Consider the following 12,823-nt stretch of genomic DNA (forward strand, 5'->3'; position numbering starts at 1 on the left):
AGCAAAACTTATATATTATTTAATATAAGATGTAAAATGGAGGTGTTAATATGATTTCGACTGTAACTACCACCACAACTACTGTGACAACATCAGATGTTATGGCTTACAGTATAATAGCAGTGATTGCACTCATAGCAGTTTTAGCACTTAAAGAAATTCTAAGCGCAGAAGTAGATAAGAACTCGCGAATGAAATCATTTGTTAAAGGATCCAACATTGCAATAGTACCATTGCTTTTAGTATTTGCTGCTATTGTTGCATACAAAGTAGTGACCGTCATTTAGGTGATAAAAATGGCCAGTAAAAATTTAATAATAATAGCAATTATAGCAGTAATTGTCGTGGTTGCATTAGCAGCGACAGCTCTTTTACAACCTCAGGGACCGCAAACTGCAATTGCAACAGGGGATAAAGCAACAAAGTTGGCATTTCAAAACAACGGTACAACATGGCTGCAGATAAATGCAGTCATGGAGAATGTGACCCTTAAAAATGGTACAAAACAGACTTTCTATAATGAAATCTTTATAAAACCTAATGATACAGCAGCGATTGATCTGGGCAATCTTACAGGTTATAGTGACGAAAGATTACCTGCAGGAACCACCATAAGAATATTGGCATGGCATGGTCTATTTAACCAGGTTGCAGGCGGAACTGGTGATATGAACCTTAACCTGCAAGGATGGTCCAATACAGCCAGGCCAGGTCCTGGTGATGCCATATTGAATGTTTTCTACTCAGGACTACCAGTATCACAGTTATCAGCAGGTATAAATGAAACTAAAATAGTAACAGTTACTGATTTAGGTAAAGTTGATCCTGCGGTAAGCATATTGGATGATCCAAGTCAAAACATACTGTACGCAGAATACTTGCTTACAGTTGATCAAAACGGAAAAGTAACAATCACACTGCTTAAAACACCTGAGCTTTGCATTTTATTTGCTGGAGACACAATATAACTTCTTTTTTTATTTTTTTTGGTGAAATCATGGATAATAAGACTGTGGCCATAATAACACTATCTCTAATTTTCACAGGGTTATTCGGATACCTGCTTCTAACCAGCCATGGGGAAGAGGCAGTCCTTGATAGAATTACTTATAATTATACAGGGCTTTTGTGGATACCTCCTGCTTCTGAATTAAATAGCTCATTAGGGGGCTATTATAAGATATGGGGACAGGGACGTGACTTTAACTTTATTATCAAACTACCTGGTGCTGAAAAAGCTGAAAGTCCTTTAGATTACACGGAAGATGGTCTTAATGGAACTGGAAGAATAAAAACAATTGATATCACCTATGATACAATTTATAATCTTTATTCAGGTAATATTAAAAAGGCAATGTTTGATACAAGATACACAGGAGATTTTGATATGAAATGCGCTGCATGGACTGGCTATGGTAACTTTTCAAGTATGGGTGGAGAAAATATCTCTGGAAACTTTATAATCAACGGCCCCATGACTTACTGGGATGGAACATTCACTCTAAAATACGAAAATCGAATTGTACTTGAAATGAATTATATTTTACATCCTAAAAATAACCCTTCAGATGTTAGAAAAGGCAGTAATATCATCTACATGTAAATTTATATAACAAATACTTTGTATTGGAGGTTTTTATAAAAGCTTATCTTTAATATAGAGTATTATTTTGACTGGTTTTAAAAGTACAGGTTTATTGCTCTTTTTTGAAATAATAAAAAATTATTCATAAGTTCATATAGGGTAATCTTTAAGAGCAGATAACAATAAACATAACCATGAATGCTTAGTATAATAATTCCAACATATAATGAGGAGAAATACCTCCCTAAACTACTTCAAAGTATAAAAGATCAGAATTTCTCTGATTATGAAGTTATTGTAGCAGATGCCGAATCAACAGACAATACGCGAAAAATAGCGAAATCTTATGGATGTAAAGTTGTAAAAGGTGGATCTCCTGCTACTGGTAGAAATAATGGTGCAAAAGCTGCTCGTGGAGAATATTTACTATTTTTAGACGCAGATGTTATACTGACTGAAGGATATCTTGAATCTGCTTTAAATGAATTTATAGAAAATAATCAGGGAATAGGTATAACACAGCTAATGCCTTTAAGTGAAAAAAAGAAGGATAAAATACTGCACGATTTTGCTAATCTTTTCATGAGGGGCGTAGAATCAATAAAGCCTCATGGAGCTGGATGTTACGGCATTTTAACCACAAAAAAGCTTCATGAAGAGGTGGGTGGTTTTGATGAAACATATGATTTTGGAGAAGACAGCAACTACATTGAAAAGATAGGGAAAATAAGTTCATTCAAGGTTTTAAGGAAACCTCGACTTCTTATATCTACCCGAAGGCTTGAAAAGGAAGGACTTGCAACTCTGACAAGGATATATGCAAAAAGCACATTATATGACCTTTTAGGAAAGCGTGTAACTGCAGGAGAGCTTAATTACAATTTTGGCTATGGTGAAAGCAAAAGGAGAATATTGTATTCTGTGTGTGGAGAAGGAATGGGTCATGCAATACGTAGTTCTGTAATTATAAAACATCTTTTAAAAGATAATGAAGTGATTATTTTTGCAAGTGGAAAAGCATATGATTTTCTTTCCAAAAAATTTGACAATGTGTATTATATAGAAGGATTTAATACAGTTTACATTGAAAATACTGCAAAATACATGTCCACGTTTCTTGCAGGGCTTAGAAACCTTCCTAAGAGTCTGAAAAATAATATGAAGATTCTTTATAACATTGCCCGTGTATTCAAGCCTAACATCATAATATCTGATTTTGAAGCCTATTCCAATCTTTTAAGCAAGATAATGGGAATTCCTTTAATCAGTGTGGACAATATTCATGTCATTACACAGTGCAAACTTGAACTTCCTGAAAAATATTATGCAGAAAGGCTTGCAGCACAGGGTGTTATTCATTCATTTATTACACTGCCAAAAAGTTATCTTATAACTACTTTTTTCTATCTGGAGGTTAAAAACGATGAAAAAGTATTTTTATATCCTCCAGTACTTAGAAATGAGATTTTAAATCTCAAACCGTTTAACGGAGATCATGTACTTGTTTACCAGACAAGTGATTCTAATTCAAGACTTATTGATATTCTTAAATCTTTAGATGAAAAATTTATTATATACGGCTTTGATATTGAAAAGGAGGAAAAAAATCTTAAATTCAGAAAATTCAATGAAGATAAGTTCTTTAAAGACTTTGAATCATGCAAAGCGGTGGTTGCTAATGGAGGATTTACTTTAATGAGTGAAGCAATTTATCTTGGAAAGCCAGTTTACACAATTCCTGTTAAAAAGCAGTTTGAACAGACTGTAAATGCAGTATACTTAAAAAAATTGGGTTATGGTGAATTCCATGAGCAAATATCCAAAGAAAGCTTTGAAAAATTCATATTAAACCTTGATTCATATAGAAATGCACTTAATTCATTTGAACATGACCACAATAACAAAATTTTTCATGATCTTGACAAAATAATAGCCAAATATTCTAAAAAATATAAAAATGATCTGTTACAGCATAATCCTGTAGAATCCAGGGATAATGCAAAATAGCTTAATATTTCAGGTCTACTTTTTATAATTTCTTATAATCATCTAAAACTTTTTCAATAAGTGGTTTTATTGCAGGTATATCCTCGATAACCGTTAACCAGACTCTTTCAAGATTAATACCAAAATAGAAATGAATAACTTTATCTCTCATACCTGCCATGTCTTTCCATGGAATTTCAAGATATTTGCATCTCATAGAATACGGTATGTGCTTTGCCGCCTCTCCTATTATTTCAATACACCTTATTACTGCAAAATGGGTTTTTTCATCACTAACAAAGTCATCATAACCCATCCCAGTTGTGAACGTTTCAATGCGTTCCATATTCTCAAGGATATCTTTTAAATAGATTGAAATATCCCTTTTCATATATAACTTACCTCATTAAGAATATTGTCCCTCAGTTCAGGCCTAATATCATTTTCAGGAACAACATCCACTTTAACGCCAGTGATATCCTTTAAAAAATTTTCAAAACTTACTAATTTTAGCAAGCTCACAGGTTCACCAAACTCAACAAGTATATCTACATCACTATCTTCTTTCTGTTCTCCTCTAACGTAAGAACCAAATATTCCAATCTTTTTTACTTTATACCTGCTTTTTATTTTTTTCTTGTTTTTTGCAAGGATTTCCTTTATTTCTTGAAAGGTTTTCATGAAAATCACATCAAGTTCCTGTGATTTATCTTTGTTCTATTAATAAATAATTTTTAGGGTAAATATCATGTAACATATATATGATTTAAAATAATATTGGATTATCTGCTCAAGTTGTCATACAAATAATATATTTTTGAGGATAGACATTAATTAAGATAATAAATGATAAAATCGGTTTTATAATGAATGAAAACAGAAAATTAAAATCAGGAAAAAACACCATCTGCACCAAAGACAGTGAATCTATACAGGGAATGCTTGAATTCTTAACTGAACTTGGTAAAGCCTTAACTTCGGCAGGGATTTCTGTAACAGCCGTACAATCAATTTTAGAAGATATTACAGAAGCATATAATATTAAAGCTGAGATTATTGTGCTTCCCACAGTTTTGCTCATAAAACTTGGCGATGAAGAATCAGCTTCATTGACTGCAGCTAATCAATTACCTGGCTTATTACCTCTGCATCAAGTTTCAAAACTTTATGAGCTAATTTATAAAGCTGAAAAGGCTGAAATATCTCCAGTTGAAGGAAAAAATCGTGTTAAAGAAATACTTTCTGAAAAACATCGTTTTGGTTCTATAGGAATACTCATAGGTTACATACTATTTGCTATAGGCTTGGGAATGCTTCTACAGCCCACAGCAGAACAGTTGATTGTATCTGGAGGATCAGGAGCAATTATTGGATTATTGTTAATTTTTAGTAAAGATCGCCCTCGATTTACATTTATATTGCCTGTGATCGCTGCATTATTGATTTCTACATTTTTATTTTGGGGAATTAAGGAAGGGTTGATATCAGGAACCATAATAACACTGATTCCTGCCCTGGCTTATTTTTTACCGGGCGCTACATTTACAACAGGGACGTTTGAAATTGCATCTGGAAATATAGTTTCTGGCTCAAGCAGAGTCATTTACGGTGTGGCAATTCTATTTTTACTCCTTTTTGGAGTTTTAATAGGAATGCAGTTAACAGGTTTGCCTCAACAGGAATTTATAGCTGCTCCCATAACCAATATATTTCAAGGATGGCCGTCTATTACAGGGGTCCTGATTTTTACTATTGGAATGTATTTTTTCATGTCTATACGTGATAAAGACCTGCCATGGATACTTTTAGTTCTTTACATAGCGTTTTTTGGACAACAGTTTGGAAACTATTTTATTGGAGGATTTTCAGGAGCTTTCTTAGGTTCGCTTTTAATGACCATAAGCGGGACTCTTGTAGGGCGCTCGCCCCTTAGAACTCCCAGTTTTGTATCAATACTGCCTGCATTCTGGGTTCTGGTGCCCGGATCTTTAGGTTTTATTAGCTTAGCTTCGCTAATAGGTCAGAACTATTTTTCAGCCATTAACAATCTTATAGTAGTTGTAATGACTGTTGTTGCTATTTCGTTGGGGTTGTTGGTAGGAGCAGCGATTATTGAGCCTTTGAAACTGGGGAAAATCAAGTCTAAATCGCTGTAGAGCTAAAATTCTTTATAGTTAGAAAATATTCATTAATTCTTCATCACATTGTGTAATTTTTTCGATGATTTCTCTCCAGTTACCTACCTATCGGTAGGTTTATATACTGGGATGATCTAATTATGTTTAATGAGCTACCTATGGGTAGGATGTAAAACCTGTCCAATGGGGGTATGTGAGGTGATCAGATAGTTGAAACTAAAAATAATATGAACGTAACAGGTGAAATAACAACAAAAGAACGAATATTCGAGGCTGCAATTGATTTATTTGCCCAGAATGGATTCGACGCCACATCTATGCGTGAAATAGCAGAAGCAGTGGGCATTAAAAAAGCATCGCTATACAGCCATTATAAAAGCAAGGATGAGATACTGGAGAAGATCGTTGAATACCCTCTGGCAAGGATGATGGTCATTGCGGATGTAGGAGTTGAAACTGAAGAGTTAATTATCACGAGGGGGCTTGAGGGTTTCATGGACTTATCTGGCCAGACATTCACAAGCTGGATGGAAGATCCCTATATGGAAAAGATATTTAGAATCATCCACATTGAGCTATACCATAATCAGCAAGCAAAAAAATTCTATTTAGACCTATGGGCTGCAGGATACTCGTTTTGGGAGTCAGCCTTCAGCATAATGATAAAGCATAAGCTTATCCGCCCGTTTAACCCCAAAATACTGTCCAGAATATTTATATCATTTTTCAAGGGGGCATTAATGGATTATTTCCTTGTACAGTACGATAATACCAGCTCATTTCAACAGAAGTACAATACTCAAATCAATGAATTTGTTGTATTTATATTTAACTCGATAAAAATGGGGATAGAGGGGGATTTAAATGAATATTAAAAAATAACCTCGAAATACCTGTTATAATTGTTACAGCGACAATTATAGGGGACATTTTTTGCAATAACATTATATAACCTGTAAATAAGCGGTTTTAAGGTTACTCAACGAGTAATAATGTTTTAAAAATGTTAGGAGGATATTGTAATGCCTAAAAATGTATCAGAAGAAAAAATGCAAATTTTAGAAATGGTTGAAGAAGGAAAGATTAATACAACAGAAGCAATGGAATTACTTGATGCTTTGGAAAGAAATAATAAGGAACATACGCCTAAAAAAGAAGCTAAATGGTTGAAAGTTCGAGTTACTACTATGGAAGACAAGCCTAAAGCAAATGTAAAAGTACCATTATCATTGGTTGATGTGGGATTGAAGGTTGCAAAAACATTTGATCCTAAATTAAAGGAATCTAAACTTGATAAAATCGATATTGAAGAGATTATAAAGGCCCTTAAGAATGGGGCAGAAGGAAAAATCGTTGATGTGGAAGATGAAGAAAATCAAACCAAAGTTAAGGTATATGTGGAATAAATGAATGGAGAATAATGAAACAGAGGAATTTAAATGGATATAATAATAATGGTGGGATTAGCTATCGGTTTAATTATTGTATTAATAATTGCCGTGGGGGGCTTTATAGCTCTGGATGTGATGAGCTATACAGCCACAGGCAGTGAAACTCTGAATCCTCCGGGAATACCAGTAGGAAACGCATTGATTGTCTATAATCCGGGTGTTACCGGAGCGGCGAAGAATGCAGCAGATGAAATTGCTATCGATCTGAGATCCAAGGGTTATAAAGTCGAGCTGGCGGGTGTCAGGAGCGTAATCGCTGCTAATACCTCAGATTATGATATTATTATTGTTGGTGGACCCATGTATTTCGGGAAAATAAGCAACTCTATCGACACATACCTGAAAACACTAACTCTGCAGAAAGAAGTAAAGTTAGGAGTATTCGGAACCACTGGCTCAGACCAGTTAGTTGCCGAAGATTTAGAATCACTTAAAAATCAGGTAGCATCGCTTCAAAGCGGTAAAAATGCCACTATAAAATTGATCCGTGACCGCGATGAGAAAAACGCTGCTCAAGACTACGAAGGCTTGGTATTAGCCCTAACGCAATAAAAAGATGATGTAAATATGCCATTCATTGTGGACTCCAAAAATAATAAAAACATGTCACTTGGAGTGATAATTATATGATTAAAGAGGCAATTAAAGCGTTTAAAAGCGGAGAAATAGTTTTAATATTTGACAATGAAAACAGAGAAAGAGAAACTGATATGATTGTTTCAGAGAGCATATAACTCCTGAACACATGAAAATAATGAGAAATGACGCTGGAGGACTTTTCTGTGTCCCTATCTCCTCAAAAATTTCAGATAAACTTGGAATTCCATTCATGATAGATATAATGGAAGCTACAGCCTATAAATACCCTGTTCTCGGTGAATTATCATCAACGGACATTCCTTATGACAATAAATCAGCATTTTCCATAACAGTAAATCACAGAAAAACTTTTACAGGCATAACTGATAATGACAGGGCCTGTACCATAAAAGAACTTGCTCTCCTATGTAAAAATGAAGATTACCATAATTTTGGGAAGTATTTCAGAGCTCCAGGACATGTTACACTACTTCGAGCTGCCGAAGGGCACATACTTAAAAGACAGGGCCATACAGAAATGAGCATTGCTCTTGCAGAGATGGCAGGAACCACGCCTGTAGCTGTCTGCTGTGAAATGATGGACGACAATACCGGGGACTCCATGACCACTGACGACGTTGCAAAATACGCCGAAAAAGAAGGATTGCTATTTTTAAGCGGAGATGACCTCATAAAAGCCTATAATGAGTTTAGAAATAAATATCATTTCAAATTACATAATGGAAGTCTTAAAGATATGGAATTCGTGAGCACAGGAAATTAAAATTAGATAAATAGGATGAAAATGCTATGTTAACTAAAATATGCTATTTTACGGGGACTGGTAACTCTTTAGCAGTGGCCAGAAATATTGCAGATGAACTTGGTGATACAGAGCTTATATCAATTCCTAAAGTTATAAATGAAGATATAAGCTCAGATACACCTAAAATAGGTCTTGTTTTCCCAGTGTACATGTGGGGGATGCCTAATATGGTGGTTGAATTTGTAAGTAAACTAAATGTAACTGAAGATCAGTATGTTTTTTCTGTGGCAACATGCACAGGTCAACCAGGTGAAACATTGATCCAATTACAAAAAATGCTGCAAGCGAAAGGTACAGACCTTCAAGCAGGCTTTGCTGTAAGGGAAGCTTCAAACACCATTCAGGAAGACAATATTTTCATTAAAATAGCCCGGTTAATTGAAAGAAATAGTAAAATATCTAAATCAGGAAAAGAAAGGCTTTCAGAGATTGTAGATGTAATAAGAAATAAAAAGGAACATAAACCAGAAATAAGTTCCATGCTGCTTAATAAATTTGGAAACTTAATATATGGAATGGCTATTAACCGTATAAATACAATGGGTCAATTCTGGGTTAATAAAAACTGTAATTTATGCTTAAACTGTCAACGAATCTGTCCAAGCAATAATATTGAAATAAGGAATGATAAACCCTATTGGAATCAAAAATGTGAATTTTGTCAGGCATGTATCCAGTGGTGCCCTAAGGAAGCGATTCATATTGAAAATGAAGATCCCAAAAGACGCTATCATAATCCTGGAGTGAATTTAGCGGATCTTCTTTTGAGGTGATAATGTGAAAGTACTTGCAATAATGGGAAGCCGTCAAAAAAAATCTACGATTTTTTTTGGGCGTCAAAATCATAGATTTTGACAGTCCTAGAAAGAAAGGTAACACTTACGAACTCACCAGAAGAGTCGAAGAGCGTATGAAACAACTTGGAGATGTGGAATTTGAGTATGTGTTTTTAAAGGATCTTGATCTTAAAACATGTCTTGGTTGTCAGGTTTGCTTTAATAAAGGCGAAGAATTATGCCCTTTAAAAGATGACCGGGCGATGCTTGAAGAAAAAATGCAAAACGCTGATGGAGTCATTTTTACCTCTCCAAATTATGTATTCAATGTTTCAGGCCTTATGAAGAACTTTATAGACCGATTTGGTTATGTATGTCATCGTCCGCGCTTTTTTAAAAGTGCAATGGTCTTAACCACTTCTGGTATTGGAGGATCAAAATTAATGTTATTGCCTTTCTCAATTGCACCCCAAACATGGGGATTCAAGATTGCTCACAGTTTTGGGATTGTAACAAATGGTATCACGGAATATAGTACTCCAATAGAAAAAGCTAACAAAAAAATTAACAATGCATTCAAAAAATCCATGATTTTTTGATGTCCGAAAATCGAAGATTTTCGACGACAGCAAAAAAGTTTTATAATGCATTTACAGAGGGTAAGCCAAAACCAAGCGTTTTAAGCATGGCTATATTCTTATCTACCAAACCATCCATTGAGAAAATTGGCCCAGAATATTTTGATTACCATTACTGGAAAGATCATGGCTGGTTTAAAAAGGATGCCTATTATTACCATGATCCAGAAACTAATTTTGTTAAAAAAGCACTGGCGAAGATATTATCCAAATTTATAGGTTTAATAATGTAATTGGGAGCATAATTGATTAAAATGTATTATTTCATCTAAAATACAAATTCAAAAATGTATCATTTGTTCAATAACTCTTTCAAAGGGTCATTCACACCATAAGGCCTTTTACTGTAATACCTTTTAGCATGCTCCACAATTAAAGCATGATACTCCTGATAAAGAGCCACATCCTTCGGCAGATTTGACTCAAACAACTCCTTCAATTCCATATACTTTATATTTTCATCCACAAGCCCTAAATGCACAAATATTCTCTTTGTATATGTATCAATAACAAATTCAGGCTGTTTATAAGCATAAAGCAGGATTGAATCAGCGGTTTCATTGCCAACACCTTTAACTTGAAGTAATTCTTTTCTTGCTGGAACTCTTCCATCAAGTTCAATAAAAAATCTGGTGATTTCCTTAAGATAGATTGCTTTTTGGTTTAAAAATCCAGCGCAGCGGATCGCTGATTTCAATGATTCATCATCGAGATGCAATAATTTTTCAGGCTCAATTACATTTAATGCATTGAGGTTAAATAATGCTATCTCCGCTTGCAACCAGAGTGTATTCTGCGTTAAAATCGCCCCGAGAATTACTTCATAAATTTCATTTCTCTCTTCTGGCAGTTCATAGTTTTGGGGGTGATAACCTCTTAGAGCACCTGTTTTATTGGGATTGTAACTATTTAAATTAATAAGGGGCCACCATCCCTGAGGACCGTAAAGATCATATAGTTTCCGGTAAATAGACTTTATTTGATTTTGAAATTTATTCATAATTAATAAATACTGGTGAAGCCATATAAAAATTATAGAAAATGGAGATGAAATCATGAGTAATGCTCAAGGAGAACCCCTGAGAATTTATGTCACCATGACCCTTTAAACACACGAATTGATCAACTGTAAAACCTGGTATAACAAATTAACTTAACACACAAATTGGTTTATAGGGTAAGGGGAGTATATGAAAGAAAAATTGATGAAAAAAATTGTTAATCAGTACTTTAAAGCTTATAATGAATTTGATCTGGAAGGAATGATCAAAAACATTCACAGAGACATTGTATTTAAAAATTACGCTGGTGGGGAAGTTACTCTTGAATTAAAAGGAAAATCAGCATTTAAAACACAGATAGAACAAGCTTTTGCTCTTTTTAAAAATAGGGAGATGAAGATAATAGAGCAGGAATTTGGAAATGACATGATAGAAAACAAAATTGACTTTAAAGGAGTTTTAGCTGTTGATATATCAGATAAACTTAAAAAATATGATTTAATCAAACTCCAGAGTAAATCAATTTTTAGATTTAAAAATGGTAAAATCATCTCCATCGAAGATATAAATTAATCAGCAAAATTAAAAATTCCACAGATCTACATGAAAAAGAAGATAAAAATAATTGAAAAAAACCTCAAAACAGAAGGATTTAACTGTGGATTACTATTATAATTTGTAATATTTTTACTTAAAGGATGTGAGCCTATGTCAGGAAATACAATCGGCAAAATATTTAAAATAACAACTTTCGGCTCAAGCCACGGCATTGCACTTGGTGCAGTTGTAGATGGCTGCCCTGCAGGACTGGAATTATCAAAGGAAGATATACAAAAAGAGCTGGATAAACGTCGTCCTGGAACAAGTAAAGTTACAACTTCACGGGGCGAAACAGACGAAGTGATGATATTATCAGGGATCTTTGAAGGTAAAACAGATGGAACTCCTATTGCCGCAGTAGTCTACAACAGAGATATGGATTCATCAGCTTATGAACCCCTTAGAAATAAACCGCGACCAGGACACGCGGATTACGGGTGGATAAGCAAATATGAACATTATGATTACAGAGGAGGAGGCAGAGCAAGCGGAAGAACCACCATTGGGCATGTAATTGGCGGTGCAATTGCAAAAAAGCTCCTTGAAAAATTAAACATTAAAGTTATTGCTCATGTAACAAAAGTCGGCCCTATTGAAGCTCAAAAGGTTGAATTAAGCAAAATAGGAGAAAATATTGAAAAAAATTCTGTAAGATGTGCTGATTTAGAAGCGGCTGCAAAGATGGAAAAATTGATCCTTGATTTAAAACAGAAAGGAGATTCTGTAGGTGGAATTGTTGAAACTATAGTTTTAAATGTGCCTGCAGGTCTTGGTGAGCCTGTTTTTGATAAATTAGATGCAGATATTGCCAAAGTTTTAATGGGGATAGGTTCTGTAAAAGGAGTCGAAATTGGGGCTGGATTTGAATCATCTGGCTTAAAAGGTTCCGGGATGAACGATGAATTTTATATTGAAAATAATGAAATAAAAACAAAAACTAACAATTCTGGGGGAATATTAGGAGGTATATCTGATGGAATGCCCGTTATAGCAAAAATAGCTGTAAAACCAACTCCTTCCATTTCTAAACTTCAAAAAACTGTTGACCTTGGAAAAATGGAAGATACAGAAATAGAAATTAGGGGAAGGCACGATCCTTGCATCTGTCCAAGAATAACATCAGTTGCTGAAGCTTCTGTTGCTGTTGTACTTGTAGATCATCTTATAAGAAGTGGATTTATCCATCCATGTAAATTATAATAAGTTCTAACTTTTATAATGGGATTTATTTTTAATTTCAAGA

General features: G+C 34.4%; 16 protein-coding genes and 1 pseudogene. 14 read left to right on the forward strand and 3 right to left on the reverse strand.

Annotation, left to right across the window (positions count from 1 at the left end; genetic code table 11):
• Positions 1 to 50 precede the first annotated feature (50 nt).
• From PQ963_00470 to PQ963_00485, 4 genes are all read left to right on the forward strand, one after another.
• Entirely contained in the window at positions 51 to 287 is a 237-nt protein-coding gene (locus tag PQ963_00470; GenBank protein MEN4028146.1) for a hypothetical protein, read from the forward strand.
• Between the two features lie 9 nt (positions 288 to 296).
• Positions 297 to 968, forward strand: a complete 672-nt coding sequence (locus tag PQ963_00475) for a hypothetical protein (protein MEN4028147.1) — start codon at positions 297 to 299, stop codon at positions 966 to 968.
• 29 nt (positions 969 to 997) lie between these two features.
• Positions 998 to 1,603: a hypothetical protein gene (locus PQ963_00480; GenBank protein MEN4028148.1), complete on the forward strand. Its 606-nt coding sequence runs from the start codon at positions 998 to 1,000 to the stop codon at positions 1,601 to 1,603.
• Between the two features lie 180 nt (positions 1,604 to 1,783).
• Positions 1,784 to 3,592, forward strand: coding sequence for a glycosyltransferase family protein (locus PQ963_00485; GenBank protein MEN4028149.1), 1,809 nt, complete (start codon positions 1,784 to 1,786; stop codon positions 3,590 to 3,592).
• Positions 3,593 to 3,614: 22 nt separating this feature from the next.
• Here the strand turns inward: PQ963_00485 and PQ963_00490 are convergent, their stop codons facing one another.
• Positions 3,615 to 3,962 (reverse strand): DUF86 domain-containing protein, encoded by a 348-nt coding sequence (locus PQ963_00490; GenBank protein ID MEN4028150.1) that lies wholly within the window; start codon positions 3,960 to 3,962, stop codon positions 3,615 to 3,617.
• A complete protein-coding gene (locus tag PQ963_00495) occupies positions 3,959 to 4,252 on the reverse strand; it encodes a nucleotidyltransferase family protein (protein ID MEN4028151.1) in 294 nt (97 codons plus the stop codon). The genes PQ963_00490 and PQ963_00495 overlap by 4 nt, the downstream gene beginning before the upstream one ends.
• 185 nt (positions 4,253 to 4,437) lie before the next feature.
• Between PQ963_00495 and PQ963_00500 the strand changes: the two genes are divergently transcribed.
• From PQ963_00500 to PQ963_00535, 8 genes and pseudogenes are all read left to right on the forward strand, one after another.
• Positions 4,438 to 5,727 carry a threonine/serine exporter family protein gene (locus PQ963_00500; GenBank protein ID MEN4028152.1) on the forward strand — a complete coding sequence of 430 codons (1,290 nt, stop codon included), beginning with the start codon at positions 4,438 to 4,440 and terminating at the stop codon, positions 5,725 to 5,727.
• Between the two features lie 209 nt (positions 5,728 to 5,936).
• Positions 5,937 to 6,584, forward strand: coding sequence for a TetR/AcrR family transcriptional regulator (locus PQ963_00505; protein ID MEN4028153.1), 648 nt, complete (start codon positions 5,937 to 5,939; stop codon positions 6,582 to 6,584).
• 147 nt (positions 6,585 to 6,731) lie between these two features.
• Positions 6,732 to 7,115, forward strand: coding sequence for a hypothetical protein (locus tag PQ963_00510; protein MEN4028154.1), 384 nt, complete (start codon positions 6,732 to 6,734; stop codon positions 7,113 to 7,115).
• A gap of 33 nt (positions 7,116 to 7,148) precedes the next feature.
• The gene (locus tag PQ963_00515; GenBank protein MEN4028155.1) at positions 7,149 to 7,712 is read left to right on the forward strand and encodes a hypothetical protein; all 564 of its coding nucleotides are present in this window, start codon (positions 7,149 to 7,151) and stop codon (positions 7,710 to 7,712) included.
• Between the two features lie 74 nt (positions 7,713 to 7,786).
• Positions 7,787 to 8,523, forward strand: a pseudogene (gene ribB, locus PQ963_00520) (3,4-dihydroxy-2-butanone-4-phosphate synthase).
• 26 nt (positions 8,524 to 8,549) lie between these two features.
• Positions 8,550 to 9,338: an EFR1 family ferrodoxin gene (locus tag PQ963_00525; protein ID MEN4028156.1), complete on the forward strand. Its 789-nt coding sequence runs from the start codon at positions 8,550 to 8,552 to the stop codon at positions 9,336 to 9,338.
• A gap of 56 nt (positions 9,339 to 9,394) precedes the next feature.
• Entirely contained in the window at positions 9,395 to 9,940 is a 546-nt protein-coding gene (locus PQ963_00530; GenBank protein ID MEN4028157.1) for a flavodoxin family protein, read from the forward strand.
• Complete coding sequence (locus PQ963_00535) at positions 9,940 to 10,212, forward strand: hypothetical protein (protein MEN4028158.1); 273 nt, start codon at positions 9,940 to 9,942, stop codon at positions 10,210 to 10,212. The genes PQ963_00530 and PQ963_00535 overlap by 1 nt, the downstream gene beginning before the upstream one ends.
• A 59-nt stretch (positions 10,213 to 10,271) precedes the next feature.
• Here PQ963_00535 and PQ963_00540 read toward each other — a convergent pair whose 3' ends face one another.
• Positions 10,272 to 10,979, reverse strand: a complete 708-nt coding sequence (locus PQ963_00540) for an endonuclease III domain-containing protein (GenBank protein ID MEN4028159.1) — start codon at positions 10,977 to 10,979, stop codon at positions 10,272 to 10,274.
• A 190-nt stretch (positions 10,980 to 11,169) separates the two neighbouring features.
• On the opposite strand from PQ963_00540, the gene PQ963_00545 reads away from it, so the two are divergent.
• Positions 11,170 to 11,553 carry a nuclear transport factor 2 family protein gene (locus tag PQ963_00545; protein MEN4028160.1) on the forward strand — a complete coding sequence of 128 codons (384 nt, stop codon included), beginning with the start codon at positions 11,170 to 11,172 and terminating at the stop codon, positions 11,551 to 11,553.
• Between the two features lie 135 nt (positions 11,554 to 11,688).
• Positions 11,689 to 12,780, forward strand: coding sequence for a chorismate synthase (aroC, locus tag PQ963_00550; GenBank protein ID MEN4028161.1), 1,092 nt, complete (start codon positions 11,689 to 11,691; stop codon positions 12,778 to 12,780).
• The last annotated feature ends 43 nt before the right edge of the window (positions 12,781 to 12,823 follow it).

The organism is Methanobacterium sp., from assembly GCA_039666455.1.
In the GTDB taxonomy this organism is placed as follows: domain Archaea; phylum Methanobacteriota; class Methanobacteria; order Methanobacteriales; family Methanobacteriaceae; genus Methanobacterium_D.